This window comes from Acidovorax sp. GW821-FHT09B03 (assembly GCF_059418305.1).
Genome location: NZ_JBWKPP010000001.1, coordinates 603,835 through 618,773, shown reverse-complemented (window position 1 = coordinate 618,773; position 14,939 = coordinate 603,835). Strand labels below are relative to the sequence as shown.

The window sequence follows — 14,939 nt, the reverse complement described above, 5'->3', positions numbered from 1 at the left end:
TTATGGGGAAAGATGCTAGTCCATCAGCGAGACATGCGCTGCCACCACGCACCAGCCCTGGCCGGGCATGCGCACCCAGGTCTGCTGCTGGCGGCCGGTGCGCGCACTGCCCTCGCGCGTGAACTCGGTGCTGGCGGTGGCGAAGTCGCGCCCGTAGGCCGTGATGCAGGTATTGCGCAGCGTGCGCGCCAGGCCCGCAGGTGAACGGCCGCTGCGAAAGGCGCGGATGGCATCGATGCCATAGAGGCATTCCGTGGCGCCATAGCGCACGGTCTGCGGGCCATGGCAGAACAGCGCGTCGAGCACGTCCACTTCGTTGTGGACCAGTGCATGCTCGTAGCGCGCAAACGCAGCCGTGACCTCGGCGAGGACATCGGGCAGGTTGATGGTTGTCGTGCTGTCGTTCATGTCAGTGTCCACCGCCGAGATACGCCCGTGTGAGGGCATCGTTGGCCGCGATCTCCGCCGCAGTACCCTGGGCCACCACGCGCCCGCCTTCGAGCACATAGGCCCGGTCGGCCAGCGAGAGGGCCAGCGCCGCCATCTGGTCCACCAGCACCAGGGTCATGGATTCGTCGCGCAGGCGCGCCAGCGAGGCGAACAGCTCCTCGATGACCTTGGGCGCCAGGCCCAGCGAGGGCTCGTCGAGCAGCAGCACGCGCGGGCGGCTCATGAGGGCGCGGGCAATGGCCAGCATCTGCTGCTCGCCGCCCGAGAGCAGGCCGGCGCGCTGGTGCAGGCGCTCGCGCAGGCGCGGAAAGCGCTGCAGCATCTCTTCCACCCGGGCCTCGCGGCCCTCGGGGTGCAGGAAGGCGCCCAGGCGGATGTTGTCGAGCACCGAGAGCTCGGGGAAGACCTGGCGCCCCTCGGGCACCAGCACCAGGCCGCGCGCCACGATCTGCTCGGCGCGCAGCGGGCCCAGTTCCACCCCCTGCAGGTGAATGCCGCCCGACACGGGCCGGTGCAGGCCGGCCAGGGTGCGCATCAGCGTGGACTTGCCGGCGCCGTTGGCGCCCAGCAGGGCCACCATCTCGCCCTGGCGCACACGCAGGTCCACGTTGTGCAGCACGGGCTCGGCACCGTAGCCGGTGGTGAGCCGGCCCACGCCCAGCACCTCGGGCGCATCGCCCGGCAACTGGCGGCCGACGGCGGCATGCACCGCCACGGCGCCGCCTGCGCCCTCGCCCAGGTAGGCCTTGCGCACGGCGGGATGGACCTGCACCTCGGCCGGCGTGCCTTCGGCCAGGTGGCGGCCCGACTCCATCACCACCACATGGTCCGACAGGCCCATGACCAGCGCCATGTCGTGCTCCACCAGCAGCACGCCCACGCCCTGGTCGGCAATGCGGCGCAGCAGCGCGGAAAGCTGGTCCTTGTCCTCGGTGGACAGGCCTGCGGCCGGCTCGTCGAGCAGCAGCACCTCGGGCCGCAGGGCCAGGGCGCGGGCGATCTCCACCAGGCGCCGGTCGACGTGGGCCAGGTCGGCCGCCGGCACCTGCACGGCACCCTTGTAGCCGCACCAGGCCAGCAGGGCGCGCGCCCCGTCCCGCGCGCCGGGCGAGCACACACGGCCATCGCCCAGCAAGGGGCCCAGGGTGCCGCGCGCCAGCGCCAGGGCCACGTTGTCAAGCACGCTGAGCGAGCCGAAGAGCTGCGAGGTCTGGTAGCTGCGCGCCACGCCGGCCCGCGCGATGCGCCAGGCACCGCGGCCCTGCAGCGGATCGGCGCCGAGCAGCGCGCCGCCGCTGGTGGGGGTGTAGAAGCCGCTGAGCATGTTGAGCACCGTGCTCTTGCCCGCGCCGTTGGGCCCGATCAGGCTGGTGACGGCACCGGGCCGCACGGCAAACGACAGCTCGCTCACCGCGCGCACGCCGCCGAAGACCATGGACAGGCCCTGCGCGCTCAGCGCCCTGCCCTGTGCCGGCTTCAGGGCCGGCAACGCGTCGCCATGCGCGGCCGTGCCATCCACGGGCGCGGGTGCGCTGCGGTGCAGCCGCGCCAGCAGCCCCACCAGGCCCTGCGGCGCCACCCACAGCACCACCAGCAGCAGTGCGCCGAAGAACAGCAGGCGGTACTCCTCCAGGCTCGAGAGCAGCTCGGGCAGCAGACCGACGATGACGGCGCCCACCAGCGGCCCGGCGATGCTGCCCGCACCGCCGATCATCACCACCAGCACGAACAGGATGGACTGCAGGAAGGAAAAGCTGTGCGGCGTGACGAAACCCGAGAGCGGCGCATACAGCCCGCCCGCCAGCCCCGCGAGCAGGGCAGACAGGGCGAACGCCACGGTCTTCACGGCCAGCGGGTTCAGGCCGATGGACTCGGCCGCCGTCTCGGAATCACGCACCGCACGCAGCGCGGCGCCCCAGGCGCCCCGCGACAGCCGCACATAGGCCAGCAGCGCCACCGCCACGGCCACGATGGCCAGCACCGCGATGGCCCGTTCGCCGCGCAGCGCGGCCATGCCCATTGCCGGTGCGGCGATCCCCATGATGCCGTTCTGCCCGCCCGTGAGGTCGCGCATCTCCACCGCGCTGTGCTCCACGATCAGGCCGAAGGCAATGGTCACCATGGCCAGGTAGGGGCCCTTGACGCGCAGCGCCGGCAACGCGAGCAGCGCACCCATGGCGCCGGCCAGCACGGCCGCGACCGGCCAGGCGGCCCAGAAGCTCCAGCCCGCCTTGGTGGTGAGGATGGCCACCGCATAGGCGCCGATGGCGTAGAAGCCCACGTGCCCGAAGGACACCTGGCCCGACAGGCCGAGCAGCACGTTCAGGCCGATGCCCACCAGCGCCAGCAGCGCCACATTGGCCAGCACGAAGACGTAGTAGCCGTTGACCTGCGTGGCCAGTGCCAGGCCCACGGCCACGCCCAGCGCGGTGAGGCCCAGCAGCGCCGGCATGGCCAGCCCGCGTGCGGACGAAGGAAGGTGAAGGGATGCAGTCTGCATGGAAAGAGGCGTGTTCTTCTTCGTCATACCTTGCGCACCAGGGCACGCCCGAACAGCCCGTTGGGGCGCACGGCCAGCGCCACGATGACGAGCGAGAAAGTGAGGATCTGCGTGTAGCCCGAGCCCAGCGTGGAGGTGATCAGCGCCTCGGCCACGCCGAAGAGCAGGCCCGCGGCCATGACGCCCCAGGCACTGCCGATGCCGCCCAGGATGGCGACCGCAAAGGCCTTGAGGCCGAACAGCGTGCCCATGTCGGACTGCACGTTCACGAGCGGCGCGATGAGCACGCCGGCCACGCCCGCGAACACGGCCGACAGCGCGAACGCCGCCGACACCACGCGCCCGATGGGAATGCCCATGAGCCGCGCGGCATCGCGGTTCTGCACCACGGCCAGCATGGCCGTGCCCCAGCGCGTGCGCCGCGCCACGAAGTGCAGCACGGCGGCCAGCACCAGGCCGATGGCCGGGATGAGCAGCTGCAGCGGGTACACGCCCAGGCCGATGTCGCCCAGCGTCATCGGCGCCTGGGCCAGGGGCGAGGGCAGGCTGCGCGGCTCCTTGCCGAAGGTGAACATGGCCAGGTTGTCGACCACGATGCCCAGCGCCACCGTGGCCATGAGCCAGGCGTCCGAGTTGCGGCGCGCGAACGGCCGCACGGCGAAGAACTCCACGGCCAGGCCATAGAGCGCGCACAGCAGCAGCGCCAGCAGCACGGCCAGCGCCATGGGCCAGCCCAGCACCATGGCAAAGCCGTAGGTGAGCACGGCGCCCAGCATCATGGAACTGCCCTGGGCGAAGTTCACGGTGCCGGAGACCACGAAGGTGACGTGAAAGCCCAGGGCCATGAGCCCGTACATGCTGCCCAGGCCGATGCCGCTGATGAGGGCGGAGAGAAAGAGCATCGTGGTGATCGAAGAAATGGGGAAAAGCAGGAAAAGTCCCGCGCCGATGGGGGCGCGGGACCGCGAGGCGTGCAGGGCTTATTTTTCGAGGCCGACTGGCAGGATGCGGTTGCCGATGAACTGTGCCCAGACGTAGTCGTTCTCGCTCAGCGCGTCGTGGTTGGCTTCGCTGAAGGGCTTGTCATAGCCCTTGATCAGGCCCTCGTACTTGCCGATCTTGTAGAAGCCCTGGCGCACGGCATCGCCTTCGGTGCTGCCGGCCTGGGTGATGGCCAGGGCCGCGAGCTGCATGGCGTCGTAGGCATTGGCCACGCCCACGGCGGGGGTGATGTTGTCGGGGCCCTTGATCTCGGGGTACTTGGCCTTGAGCGCCGCCACCACCTTCTCGCCCACCGGGCCTTGCTTGCCGAAGAAGCTGTAGGTCTGCACGAAGTGCACGTTCTTGGCGTTGGGGCCGGCCAGTTCGGTGAAGCGGCCGCCCGCAGGGCCCCAGTGCGAAACGATGGGCACCTGCCAGCCCATGCGGTCCAGCGACTTGACCACCTGGGCCGAGGGACCCACGTTGCCCACCAGGAACAGCGCGTCGGCGCCGGCGGCCTTCAGGCGCGTGAGCTGGGGCACCACGTCCACGTCGCTGTCGCCGAACTTCTCGATGCCGGCGGCCTTCATGCCCTTGGCGGTCAGCGCTGCGGTCAGGCCCTTCTCGTTGGACTCGCCCCAGGGGTTGTTCACCAGGATCATGCCGGGGTTCTTGGCATTGAAGGTCTTTTGCGCATAGGCCAGCATGCCGCGGTCGACGATCTCGTCCACGGCCGAGACGCGGAACGCGAAGTTGGGCTTGGCACCGTTCTTGGTCACCGGCGTGCCTGCGGCCCAGGGGCCCATGAAAGGCACCTTCTCCTGGTTGGCCAGCTGCACGATGGCGATGGAGACCGGCGTGTCCAGCCCGCCGAAGAGCACGGCCACCTTTTCCTTGTAGATCAGCTCGCGCGCTGCGGTCACGCCCTTGGCGGGGTTGGCCTCGTCGTCGCGGCGCACCAGTTCGAGCTTGCGGCCGCCGAGCAGGCCACCCTTGGCGTTGATCTCTTCGATGGCGATGGTCAGGCCGCGCGTGATGGCGTCCCCCGCCAGCGCCGACTGGCCCGAGAGCGCGGTGACCAGGCCGACCTTGATCGGATCGGCGGCATGGGCGGTGCCCAGGACAGCCCAGGCCGCGGTGGCGAGCGTGGCGGCGGCAAAGCGGCGGCGGGTGGTGAAAGGCATGGCGGTTCTCCTGCAGTGGCGGGTGGACGGGGATGAACGGATCGGTGGGCGGGATTCGGTCCGCCTCGGGAGGCTCCACCAGCAAGCACCGTGCCAGTGTCAACAAATGACTATATTTATTGGCGACTACATTGATATGTAATTGTCGACAATCTGGCACATGCTTTGCTGACAACAAGAACCAAGGGGCGTTCACCGTGTTTCGCCCTATTCCGAAGCACCGCCGTCGCATTTCGCACCCCGGTGGTGCAACCAGGAGCACCAACATGCAGCAGCAAGCACCCACACCACCCTCCCAGGACGCCGGCGCCATCGTCGAAGAGTTCCTGCGCCTGGTGATGATTCCCGACCCCGTGGCCGCCAGCCGCTTCGTCGCACCCGGCCTGGCCATCCGCTTCACGGGCGGGCGCCCCATGCGCCAGCCGGCCGAGTGCAGCGCCTTCAACGCCACGCGCTATGCCTGGGTGAAAAAGAAGTTCGAGAGCACCGACGTCGTGGCCGGTGCCACCCACGAAGAGGCCGTGGTCTACAACACCGGCACGCTCTACGGCGCCTGGCCCGATGGCACGCCGTTCGAGGGCAACCGCTATGTGGATCGCTACGTGCTGGAGCGCGGCCTGATCGTGCGCATGGACGTGTGGAACGACAGCGCCGAATGGCTGCTGGTGCGCGCCGGCCTGGCCACGCCCTGGCCGACTGCCGAGGGTGCCGGCGCATGATCACCAGCATCTATGGCGATGGACCGCTGCCCACCCATGGGCGCTTCGGCTACAGCCCCATTACCCGCCGCCCCGACTACACCTGGCCGAACGGCGCGCGCCTGGCGGTCTACCTGGGCTTCAACCTGGAGCATTTCGCCTTTGGCGGCGGACTGGGCGCGCGCATCGGCCCGGCCTCGCCCGAGCCCGACGTGCTCAACTACAGCTGGCGCGAGTACGGCAACCGCGTGGGCGCCTGGCGCTGCCTGGAACTGTTCGACCAGCTGGCCCTGCCGGCCGGCTGCATTGTGAACACCGCGCTGTACGACCACTGCCCCGAACTGCTGGCCGCCTGCGCAGCGCGCGGCGACGAGCTGATCGGCCACGGCCACACCAACTCCGAGCGCCAGGGCGACTTCGCCGAGGCCGAGGAAGCCGCGCTGCTGGCCGCCTGCCGCGAGCGCATCGCACAGGCCAGCGGCGGCGCGCCTGCGGGCTGGCTCTCGCCCTGGATCTCGGAGAGCCCCACCACGCCCGACCTGCTGGCCGAGGCCGGCTACCGCTACACCCTGAACTGGGCGCACGACGACCAGCCCGTGCCGATGCGCACGCGCAGCGGCCGCCGGCTGTGGTCGATTCCCTACCCGCAGGAGCTCAACGACATCCCGATGATCATTGCGCGCCAGCTCGACGGCAAGGACTTCGCGCAGATGATTGTCGACAACTTCGACGAGATGCTGCAGCAGTCGGCGCGGGAGCCGCTGGTCATGGGCATCGCCCTGCACCCCTACCTGGTGGGCCAGCCCTACCGGCTGCGCCACCTGCGCCGCGCGCTGGAGCATGTGGCCCGCGCACGCGACGCCGGCGCCATCTGGTTCACCACGCCCGGCGCCCTCTGCGACCACGTGGATGCCTTGTTCCCCTCTGCCTGAGCCCCACCCCATGCACAGCCCCATCGCTTCCCCCGGCCTGCCCTTCACCGACACCGCCAATGCCTGGGTGCCGCACGGCCACTTCGTGATCGAAGGAGCAGCCCACGGCCGCCTGGCCGGCCTGCGCTTTGCCGCCAAGGACGTGTTCGACGTGGCGGGCCACCCCACGGGCGCGGGCAACCCCGCCTGGCTGGCCAGCCACCCGGTGCCCGCGCGCCACAGCGCGCTGGTGCAGCAGCTGCTCGACGCCGGCGCCACCCTGTGCGGCAAGCTCGTCACCGATGAGCTGGCCTACAGCATCCACGGCCACAACCTGCACTACGGCATGCCGCTCAACTGCGCCGCACCCGAGCGCATCCCGGGCGGCTCGTCGAGCGGTTCGGTCGCGGCCGTGGCCGCCCGGCTGGTGGACTTTGCGCTGGGCACCGATACCGGTGGCTCCACCCGCGTGCCGGCCAGCTACTGCGGCGTGTGGGGTCTGCGCACCACGCACGGCCTGGTATCGCGCGCCGGCCTGGTGCCGCTGCACGAGAGTTTCGACACCGCGACCTGGTTCGCGCACGACCCCGCCACCTTCGAGCGCGTGGCCCAGGCCCTGCTGCCAGCCCCCCCCTTCGCAGCCGTGCGCGCAGTGCAGCTGCAGGATGCGGCCGCCGAGGCCGATGCCGAGGTGGCTGCGCTGCTGCCCCGGGTGGGCGAAGTGCTCGCCACGCTCCTGCCCCAAGGGGTGGGTACGGCCACGGCGGCCCAGGGCAGCTCGCTGGAGGACTGGCGCCGCCACTATGTGGCCTGGGGTGCCCATGAGGCCTGGCAGGCCCACGGCGCATGGATCAGCGCCAACGCCCCCGGCTTCGAGGCGGCCATTGCGGGACGCTGGCAGGCCGCATCTGAGGTCACGGCCGAAGCCGCCGGGGCCGCGCGCGCCGCAGGCCTGGCGGCGCGCGCCCAGGTGCGCGCACTCGTCGGCAGCGGCACGGTGCTGGTCCTGCCCTCGGCGGCCAGCGTGGCGCCGCTGCGCAGCGCAGAAGGTGCGGAGATCGACGCCATCCGCGCGCGCACCCTGCGCATCTGCTGCATTGCCGGGCTGGCCGGGCTGCCGCAGGTGAGCCTGCCGCTGGCCACGGCCGGCGGCCTGCCGGCAGGGGTGTCGCTGATCGGCCCGGCCGGCAGCGACCTGGCCCTGGTGCGCCTGGCGATACAGGTCTGGCAGGCGCTGCAGGACGGCGCACGCTGAAGGCGCGACAATGGGGGCAACAACATCCGCCGGACCGCGCGACGACAGACAGCAAGCGCCCCGGGCGAACACCATGGCCACCAAGACAACTCCCCGCGCCGGCGCCAGGTCGCCGCGGGCCACCCCCTCGACCACCGCTCCTGCGGTCGTGCCGCTCAAGGCGGCCACGCCGCTGCAGGAAAGCGACCTGCCCGGTCTGCCGGGCCTGCGCACGGGCGACGACGTGGAGACACGCATCTACAACACGGTGTACGAGAGCGTGATGACCCAGCGCCTCACGCCAGGCACCAAACTGCCCGAGGCCTCGCTGTGCGAGCTGTTCGACGTGCGCCGCGCCACCGTGCGCAAGGTGCTTCAGGCGCTGGCGCACGACCACATCGTGGAGCTGCGCCCGAACCGCGGCGCCATCGTGGCCGAGCCCACGCCCGAGGAGACGCGCCAGGTGTTCGAGGCGCGCCGCGCGCTCGAAGGCGCCATCGTGCGCCTGGCCACGCGGCATGCCACCCCCGAGGACATCGCCTCGCTGCGCCAGCAGCTGGAGGAGGAGCACCATGCCATGCACCGCTTCACCCAGCCCGCCTGGGCACGGCTGGCCAGCGCCTTCCACCTGCGGCTGGCCGAGCTGTCACGCAACCCGGTGCTGCAGCGCTACCTGATGGAGCTGGTCTCGCGCTGCTCGCTGATCGTGGCGCTCTACGAGCCGCCCGGCAAGGCCTCGTGCGAACACGAGGAGCACGCGCGCGTGGTCGACCTCATCGCCCAGGGCGACGCCGACGGCGCCGCGCGCGAGATGGAAGCCCACCTGCTGGCGCTGGAGCACAGCATCACGCTGCAGCAGGAGCGCAGCGACAACAACCTGGCGCGCATGCTCGGGATGGCCTAGCTCTTTTCTCAGCCCTCGGTGGCCTGTGAGCGAGCCAGGCGCTCGCTCTGCCAGTACACGTCGTCGCCGCCATCCATGCGGTTGAGCACGCGGGCCAGCACGAACATCAGGTCCGACAGGCGGTTCAGGTACTGGCGCGGCGCGTCGTTCAGGGTCTCTTCACTGCCCAGGCCCACGACCACGCGCTCGGCGCGCCGGGCCACGGTACGGCACACATGGGCCTGCGAAGCGGCGCGCGTGCCGGCCGGCAGGATGAACTCCGCCAGCCTGGGCAGCGATGCGTTGTAGTGCGCCAGCGCCTCGTCGAGCTGCAGCACGGCCTCGGGCTTGAGCAGTTCGTAGCCCGGGATGGACAACTCGCCGCCCAGGTTGAACAGCTGGTGCTGCACCTGCACCAACAGGCTGCGCACGTCGTCGGGCAGGGGCTCGCACAGCAGCAGGCCGATGTGGGAGTTGAGCTCGTCCACGTCGCCCATGGCATGCACGCGCGTGCTGTTCTTGGACACGCGCTGGTCGTTGCCCAGGCCGGTGGTACCGGCGTCGCCCGTGCGGGTGGTGATGGCGCTGAGTCGATTGCCCATGGAAGTCTCCTGTGCGCAGCGCCTGCAGGAGTTCGGCAACGCTGGTTCGTGAATGGCGGAATGCCGACGCAGGTGCACGGCACCCTCCTCGGCAGGCATGGGCGGTATTGTCATCCATCGCCGCACACGGGGCGCACACAGGAGGGCAGGGGAACAGGCAGCAAAGCGCCATTGAAAAGGCAAATGCAGTGAGCGCCACCTTGCCCCTGAAAGGCAGGTGTCACTTCACTGCATCGCGAAATGGGGTGCGGGCATTGCGCCACCCGCCGGGCGGCGCCGGTGGGCGGCACCCGCCCCAGGGCGGATGCCAGCCCCATCGGATTCATCGATCGCCATGGCGGCGATCACTGGACCGTGGCGCGGCGGTTGGCGGCGTCGATCTCGGCGGTGGAGACCAGGCCGTTCTTGGCGCTGGACTGCATGCCGGCCCAGGCGTCGGCATGGTAGCGGTCCCATTCGGCACGCGACACCATGCCGTCGCCGTTGGCATCCATCAGGCGGGCGTTGGTCTTCTTTTCAGCATTGGCAGCGGCCTTGCCGCCTGCAGCGGTGGCATCGATTTCAGGGGCCGGAGCGCCCTTGCCCATGCCCGCAGCGGGGTTGGCCACGGCGACCGACGAATTGGCCTTCTTGTTGTCGACCTTGTTCTGTGCGGAAGTGGCGGCTGCGCCACCCGATGCGGACGGGCTCACTTCGGCGGGGGTCTTGCCCACTCCAGCGGGGGCCTGTGCCAATGCGGCACTGCAGGCGAGAACAGCCAGGGAAGCGATGAGGGTGTGCTTGGTAGTCATGGGAGAGTCCTTGTCAAAAGAAGAGCGTTGATTGCTCTGGGTCCATTGTTCAGGCCTGCAGTGGGCGGGGCTGTAGGACTTGCGCAGGGACTGGCGTGGGACTCCGGGCGCCCTGTCTCGGGCCTGCTTGGGCGCAGTCGGCCAGGCGTCCTACACCAAGAGTTACACCGGGCAGGCAAATGTAGGCGCGCGCAACAGCAGGCAAAATGACTGGATGCCCGATGCCATCTGCGGTGCAATGGCAGCCTGTCAACTTCGGAGCACACCACCCATGAAGACCCCAACGACCCTGAACACCAAACCGCTCAAGGCCGCCCACCCCTTCGATGCCAGCAGCGCCCTGCTGTTCGCCGTGCTGTCCATCAGTGCCATCACAGCCGCGCCCTCCGCCCATGCGCAGAGCGCCACCAACAACCCGCCGCTGACCGCCCCGGCCAACGCCACGCGGCCTGCAGCACCCAGCCTGGGAGTGACCCCGCCCATCCCCCACAGCGCCACCACCCCATCGCCCGCCCTGGCGCCACAGCTCGGCGGTACGGCCGGCACCACCCAGCAGGTGCAGAACTCGCAGGCCGGCGTCGCCTTTGCGCGCGCCGATGCCAACCGCGATGGCCAGTTGAGCCCGCAGGAGGCCGTGATGCTGCCCGCCATCAGCGAGAAGTTCGAGGCGCTGGACCGCAACAAGGACAAGTTCCTGTCGCTCGAAGAGTTTGCCCTGGCCACCAAGTCCTGACCGGGCCCTCCCTTCATCCATCCCAAGGCACGCTGCGGCGTGCCTTTTTTTGTACCCTGCCCGTGCCTTCAGTCGTGCAGCGACGAGAGGAACTGCTGCAGCTCGGGCGTCTTCGGGCTGCCGAAGAGTTCGGCAGGTGTACCGGTCTCGTGCACGCGGCCCTGGTGCATGAAGACCACGCGGTCGCTGACCTTGCGCGCGAACGCCATCTCGTGCGTGACCATCATCAGCGTCATGCCTTCGAGCGCGAGCGACTCCACCACGCGCAGCACCTCGCCCACGAGCTCGGGGTCCAGCGCCGAGGTGATCTCGTCGCACAGCAGCACCTGCGGCTCCATGGCCAGCGCGCGCGCGATGGCCACGCGCTGCTGCTGGCCGCCCGAGAGCTGGTCGGGCATGGCGTCGAACTTCTCGGCCAGGCCCACGCGTTCGAGCAGCTGGCGCGCCTGCTCGGCCGCGGCCTTGGCGTCGCGCGCCTTGACCAGCGTGGGTGCCAGCATGATGTTGCGGCCCACGGAGAGGTGCGGGAACAGGTTGAAGTTCTGGAAGATCATGCCCACCTGCTGGCGCAGCGTGCGCATGGCGGCAGGGCTTTCGTGCAGGAGCTTCTGGCCGTTGACGCTGAGCGCGCCCTCCTGGAACACCTCCAGGCCGTTCACGCAGCGCAGCAGCGTGCTCTTGCCCGAGCCGCTCTTGCCGATGATGGCGATCACCTCGCCGCGCTGCACCTTGAGGTCGATGCCCTTGAGCACCTCGTTCGTGCCGTAGGACTTGCGCAGCGCAGTGATGTCCACGATGGGGCGGCCCGGCACGGGTGCGGCGGCCGCGACAGCATCGATCGTTTCAGTGCCGGTTGCCATGGAGTTTCCTTTCGAGGGATTGCGCCACCAGGCTCACCGGGAAGCACAGGGCAAAGTACAGGAGGGCCACGCAGGCGTAGACCAGGAAGGGCTTGTAGGTGGCGTTGGAGATCATGCTGCCGGCCTTGGTCAGCTCCACGAAGCCGATCACCGAGGCCAGCGCCGTGCCCTTGATGACCTGCACCAGGAAGCCCACCGTGGGCGGCACGGCGATGCGCAGCGCCTGCGGTAGCACCACGTGGCGCAGCTGCTCGCGGAAGTTGAGCGCCAGGCTTTGCGCGGCCTCCCACTGCCCCTTGGGAATGGACTCCACACAGCCGCGCCAGATCTCGGTGAGGTAGGCGCTGGTGTAGAGCGTGAGCGCAAAGGCCGCGGCCGTCCACGGCGAGGTCTTGATGCCGAACAGGGCGATGCCGAAATAGGCCAGGAACAGCTGCATCAGCAGCGGCGTGCCCTGAAAGACCTGCACATAGGCACTGATGGCGCGCTGCGCGCCGCGCAGTTTGGACAGGCGCAGCACCAGCAGCGCCAGGCCCACGAGGCCGCCGCCGATAAAGGCGATGAGCGACAGGCTCACCGTCCAGCGCGCGGCACCGAGCAGGTTGCGCAGGATGTCCCAGATGCTGAACTCAACCATGTCGAATTACCTTCCTACGAGGAAACGCGCACCCACCCAGACCAGCAGGCGCCGGGTGAGCATGGACAGCGCCAGGTACACGATGGTGGCCACGATGAAGGCCTCGAACGCGCGGAAGGTGTTGCTCGAGATCAGGTTGGCCGCATAGCTCAGCTCGGGCGTGGAGATCTGGCCGCACACCGCCGAACCGAGCATGACGATGATGATCTGGCCCACCATCGAGGGCCACACCTTCTGCAGTGCAGGCGGCAGCACCACGCGGCGGAAGGTCTGGCCGGGCGTGAGGGCCAGGCTGGCAGCGGCCTCCACCTGGCCGCGTGGCGTGGCCTCGATGCCGGCGCGGATGATCTCGGACGAGTAGGCGCCGAGGTTGATCACCATGGCCAGCACCGAAGCGAGCTCGGGCGAGAGCTTGAGCCCCAGCGCCGGCAGCCCGAAGAAGATGAAGAAGAGCTGCACGATGAACGGCGTGTTGCGCACCAGCTCCACGTACGCGGCCACGGCCCAGCGCAGCGCCGCCGGGCGCGGGCCCAGGTTGCGCGCCCGGGCCCAGGCACAGGCCGTGCCCAGCACCAGCCCCAGCACCGTGCCCACGATGGTGAGCCCTATCGTCCAGGCCACGCCGCGCAGCAGCAGGGGCCACTGCGAGAACACGGCAGAGAAATCCAGTTGGATCAGCATGGTGCGGTTGCCCCGCCGCGCTCGTCACGCGGCGGGCCTGTGCAAGGTGGGTAGGGTGCGCGCGGGCCTCAGGCAGCGTGGGGCTTATTGCGGCAGATCGCCTGCAGGGCGGCCCAGCCACTTGCTCGACATCTTGTCGATGTCGCCGGACTTCTTCGCCTCGGCAATGATCTCGTTCACGCGCAGGCGCAGCTTGTCCTCGCCCTTGGCCACGCCGATGAAGTTGGGGCTGTCCTTGAGCAGCAGCTTGTACTCGGTGGCCAGATTCGGGTTCTTGACCATGATGGTGCCGGCCGTCGAAGCGCTGGTGGCAATGGCCTGCGTCTGGCCCGAGACGAAGGCCGAGATGCTGCCCGCATGGTCCTCGAAGCGCTTGACGTCCACGCCGGGGGGCGCGACCTTGGCCAGTTCCTGGTCTTCCATGGCGCCGCGCGTCACGGCCACCGACTTGCCAGCCAGGTCGGCAAAGCTCTTGATCGACAGGCTCTTGCTCGCGAACACGGCCTGGAAGAACGGCGCGTAGGCCGCGGTGAAGTCGATCACCTTCTCGCGCTCGGGGTTCTTGCCCAGGGTGGAGATCACCAGGTCGGCCTTCTGCGTCTGCAGGTAGGGGATGCGGTTGGCACTGGTCACGGGGATCAGCTCGACCTTCACGCCCAGCTTGGTGGCGATGTAGCCGGCCATCTCCACGTCCAGGCCCTGGGGCTTGAGGTCGGTGCCGACGAAGCCATAGGGCGGGTAGTCGGTGGGGATGGCGATCTTGATTTCCTTGGCCTTGAGGATGTTGTCCAGCGCGTTCTGCGCATGCGCGGCAGGGGACAGCAGCGCTGCGGCCGACAGGCCGGCGGCGGCCAGCAGGCCCAGGGTGGAACGGCGGGTGGTGGCACGGGGGGTCATAGCAGGGCTCCTAGGTAGGTGGATGCGTCGTCGGACGGTGGGGGAACGGATTTTTTGGCGGCCGCCTTGCGCGGGGCGCGGCCCTTGGCAGGGGTAGCAGGGGCTGCCGCCTCGGGCACGGCAGCGCTCTTGCGCACCGGCGCCAGCGCGTCGCGCAGCTCGGCCAGCGGGTCGTGGGCTGCCTGCAGGCGCAGCGCGTCCTGCACGGTGCCGATGTGTTCGGACATCAGGGCCTCGGCGCGGGCGATGTCGCCGGCCTCCAGCGCCTCGACGATGCGCACGTGGTCGGCGCAGGACTGGGCTGCGTCGTGCGAGGACTGGTAGAGCATGGCGATCAGCGTGGTGCGCGCCGTGAAGTCGCGCAGCGTGTCGGCCAGCAGGCTGTTGCCCAGGCACTCGGCCAGGCAGACGTGGAAGTCGCCCAGCAGGAAGCTGCGCGCACCCACGTCGCTGCCGGCCAGGGCCGCCTTCTCGCGCTGCAGGTGGTTCTTGAGCTGGCGCACGGCCGCCTTGTCCACAGACTTGAGCTGGTGCAGCAGGCCGAGTTCGATCACGCGCCGGGCCTCGAAGGCCTCGCGCGCCTCGTCCTCGGAGGGTTCGATCACGTACCAGCCGCGGCGCGCGCTCACGGTAACGATGCCGCGCGTGGACAGCCGCGTGAGCGCCTCGCGCACGATGGTGCGGCTGCAGTCGAACAGCATGGCCAGCTGCTGCTCGCCCAGGCGCGAGCCCGGGGCCAGCTTCTGGGCCATCACGGCTTCGATGATGCGGTTGCTGATGTCGGTGGCGGAAGTCATTGACACCACCTTTGCAGCTTTCGTGCCAACTGGTATACAAGCACAATGCACCAGCTTGGCGCACCAATGGGATGCGCAGGCAGCGCTCGCCGCACTACGG

The 14,939-nt window shown here is 69.5% G+C and carries 16 protein-coding genes; 5 read left to right on the top strand and 11 right to left on the bottom strand.

What is annotated here, in order from left to right:
• Positions 1–15: 15 nt before the first annotated feature.
• From hpxZ to AC07PA_RS02835, 4 genes are all read right to left on the bottom strand, one after another.
• Entirely contained in the window at positions 16–408 is a 393-nt protein-coding gene (gene hpxZ, locus AC07PA_RS02850; RefSeq protein ID WP_494603328.1) for an oxalurate catabolism protein HpxZ, read from the bottom strand.
• Position 409: 1 nt separating this feature from the next.
• On the bottom strand, positions 410–2,950 hold the full coding sequence (locus tag AC07PA_RS02845; protein WP_494603330.1) for a branched-chain amino acid ABC transporter ATP-binding protein/permease: 2,541 nt from the start codon (positions 2,948–2,950) through the stop codon (positions 410–412).
• A 23-nt stretch (positions 2,951–2,973) separates the two neighbouring features.
• Positions 2,974–3,852, bottom strand: coding sequence for a branched-chain amino acid ABC transporter permease (locus AC07PA_RS02840; protein WP_494603332.1), 879 nt, complete (start codon positions 3,850–3,852; stop codon positions 2,974–2,976).
• 78 nt (positions 3,853–3,930) lie between these two features.
• Positions 3,931–5,115, bottom strand: coding sequence for an ABC transporter substrate-binding protein (locus AC07PA_RS02835; RefSeq protein ID WP_494603334.1), 1,185 nt, complete (start codon positions 5,113–5,115; stop codon positions 3,931–3,933).
• Between the two features lie 266 nt (positions 5,116–5,381).
• Between AC07PA_RS02835 and AC07PA_RS02830 the strand changes: the two genes are divergently transcribed.
• From AC07PA_RS02830 to AC07PA_RS02815, 4 genes are all read left to right on the top strand, one after another.
• Positions 5,382–5,834, top strand: a complete 453-nt coding sequence (locus AC07PA_RS02830; RefSeq protein ID WP_494603336.1) for a nuclear transport factor 2 family protein — start codon at positions 5,382–5,384, stop codon at positions 5,832–5,834.
• The gene (locus tag AC07PA_RS02825) at positions 5,831–6,745 is read left to right on the top strand and encodes a polysaccharide deacetylase family protein (protein WP_494603338.1); all 915 of its coding nucleotides are present in this window, start codon (positions 5,831–5,833) and stop codon (positions 6,743–6,745) included. The genes AC07PA_RS02830 and AC07PA_RS02825 overlap by 4 nt, the downstream gene beginning before the upstream one ends.
• A gap of 10 nt (positions 6,746–6,755) precedes the next feature.
• Positions 6,756–7,979, top strand: a complete 1,224-nt coding sequence (locus AC07PA_RS02820) for an amidase (protein WP_494603340.1) — start codon at positions 6,756–6,758, stop codon at positions 7,977–7,979.
• A 73-nt stretch (positions 7,980–8,052) separates the two neighbouring features.
• Complete coding sequence (locus AC07PA_RS02815; RefSeq protein ID WP_494603342.1) at positions 8,053–8,862, top strand: GntR family transcriptional regulator; 810 nt, start codon at positions 8,053–8,055, stop codon at positions 8,860–8,862.
• Between the two features lie 8 nt (positions 8,863–8,870).
• On the opposite strand, the gene AC07PA_RS02810 is transcribed toward AC07PA_RS02815, so the two are convergent.
• Positions 8,871–9,443, bottom strand: a complete 573-nt coding sequence (locus tag AC07PA_RS02810; RefSeq protein ID WP_494603344.1) for a cob(I)yrinic acid a,c-diamide adenosyltransferase — start codon at positions 9,441–9,443, stop codon at positions 8,871–8,873.
• A gap of 344 nt (positions 9,444–9,787) precedes the next feature.
• Complete coding sequence (locus tag AC07PA_RS02805; RefSeq protein ID WP_007856625.1) at positions 9,788–10,234, bottom strand: hypothetical protein; 447 nt, start codon at positions 10,232–10,234, stop codon at positions 9,788–9,790.
• A gap of 271 nt (positions 10,235–10,505) precedes the next feature.
• On the opposite strand from AC07PA_RS02805, the gene AC07PA_RS02800 reads away from it, so the two are divergent.
• Positions 10,506–10,967 carry a hypothetical protein gene (locus AC07PA_RS02800; protein WP_494603346.1) on the top strand — a complete coding sequence of 154 codons (462 nt, stop codon included), beginning with the start codon at positions 10,506–10,508 and terminating at the stop codon, positions 10,965–10,967.
• Between the two features lie 68 nt (positions 10,968–11,035).
• On the opposite strand, the gene AC07PA_RS02795 is transcribed toward AC07PA_RS02800, so the two are convergent.
• From AC07PA_RS02795 to AC07PA_RS02775, 5 genes are all read right to left on the bottom strand, one after another.
• Entirely contained in the window at positions 11,036–11,827 is a 792-nt protein-coding gene (locus AC07PA_RS02795) for an amino acid ABC transporter ATP-binding protein (protein ID WP_007856628.1), read from the bottom strand.
• Entirely contained in the window at positions 11,811–12,464 is a 654-nt protein-coding gene (locus AC07PA_RS02790; RefSeq protein WP_145694238.1) for an amino acid ABC transporter permease, read from the bottom strand. The genes AC07PA_RS02795 and AC07PA_RS02790 overlap by 17 nt, the downstream gene beginning before the upstream one ends.
• A gap of 6 nt (positions 12,465–12,470) precedes the next feature.
• Positions 12,471–13,145, bottom strand: a complete 675-nt coding sequence (locus AC07PA_RS02785) for an amino acid ABC transporter permease (RefSeq protein ID WP_145694237.1) — start codon at positions 13,143–13,145, stop codon at positions 12,471–12,473.
• 84 nt (positions 13,146–13,229) lie between these two features.
• Positions 13,230–14,042, bottom strand: a complete 813-nt coding sequence (locus AC07PA_RS02780) for a transporter substrate-binding domain-containing protein (protein ID WP_494603349.1) — start codon at positions 14,040–14,042, stop codon at positions 13,230–13,232.
• Positions 14,039–14,839: a GntR family transcriptional regulator gene (locus AC07PA_RS02775; protein WP_494603351.1), complete on the bottom strand. Its 801-nt coding sequence runs from the start codon at positions 14,837–14,839 to the stop codon at positions 14,039–14,041. Before AC07PA_RS02775 ends, AC07PA_RS02780 begins: the two co-directional genes overlap by 4 nt.
• Positions 14,840–14,939: the final 100 nt, after the last annotated feature.

Bases quoted from the DNA above. Each gene is read 5' to 3' on its own strand.
- AC07PA_RS02805 (WP_007856625.1), bottom strand. From the start codon at position 10,234: ATGACTACCAAGCACACCCTCATCGCTTCCCTGGCTGTTCTCGCCTGC.
- AC07PA_RS02840 (WP_494603332.1), bottom strand. From the start codon at position 3,852: ATGCTCTTTCTCTCCGCCCTCATCAGCGGCATCGGCCTGGGCAGCATG.
- AC07PA_RS02820 (WP_494603340.1), top strand. From the start codon at position 6,756: ATGCACAGCCCCATCGCTTCCCCCGGCCTGCCCTTCACCGACACCGCC.
- AC07PA_RS02815 (WP_494603342.1), top strand. From the start codon at position 8,053: ATGGCCACCAAGACAACTCCCCGCGCCGGCGCCAGGTCGCCGCGGGCC.
- AC07PA_RS02810 (WP_494603344.1), bottom strand. From the start codon at position 9,443: ATGGGCAATCGACTCAGCGCCATCACCACCCGCACGGGCGACGCCGGT.
- AC07PA_RS02775 (WP_494603351.1), bottom strand. From the start codon at position 14,839: ATGACTTCCGCCACCGACATCAGCAACCGCATCATCGAAGCCGTGATG.
- AC07PA_RS02845 (WP_494603330.1), bottom strand. From the start codon at position 2,950: ATGCAGACTGCATCCCTTCACCTTCCTTCGTCCGCACGCGGGCTGGCC.
- AC07PA_RS02780 (WP_494603349.1), bottom strand. From the start codon at position 14,042: ATGACCCCCCGTGCCACCACCCGCCGTTCCACCCTGGGCCTGCTGGCC.
- AC07PA_RS02790 (WP_145694238.1), bottom strand. From the start codon at position 12,464: ATGGTTGAGTTCAGCATCTGGGACATCCTGCGCAACCTGCTCGGTGCC.
- AC07PA_RS02795 (WP_007856628.1), bottom strand. From the start codon at position 11,827: ATGGCAACCGGCACTGAAACGATCGATGCTGTCGCGGCCGCCGCACCC.
- AC07PA_RS02830 (WP_494603336.1), top strand. From the start codon at position 5,382: ATGCAGCAGCAAGCACCCACACCACCCTCCCAGGACGCCGGCGCCATC.
- AC07PA_RS02825 (WP_494603338.1), top strand. From the start codon at position 5,831: ATGATCACCAGCATCTATGGCGATGGACCGCTGCCCACCCATGGGCGC.
- AC07PA_RS02835 (WP_494603334.1), bottom strand. From the start codon at position 5,115: ATGCCTTTCACCACCCGCCGCCGCTTTGCCGCCGCCACGCTCGCCACC.
- hpxZ (WP_494603328.1), bottom strand. From the start codon at position 408: ATGAACGACAGCACGACAACCATCAACCTGCCCGATGTCCTCGCCGAG.
- AC07PA_RS02785 (WP_145694237.1), bottom strand. From the start codon at position 13,145: ATGCTGATCCAACTGGATTTCTCTGCCGTGTTCTCGCAGTGGCCCCTG.
- AC07PA_RS02800 (WP_494603346.1), top strand. From the start codon at position 10,506: ATGAAGACCCCAACGACCCTGAACACCAAACCGCTCAAGGCCGCCCAC.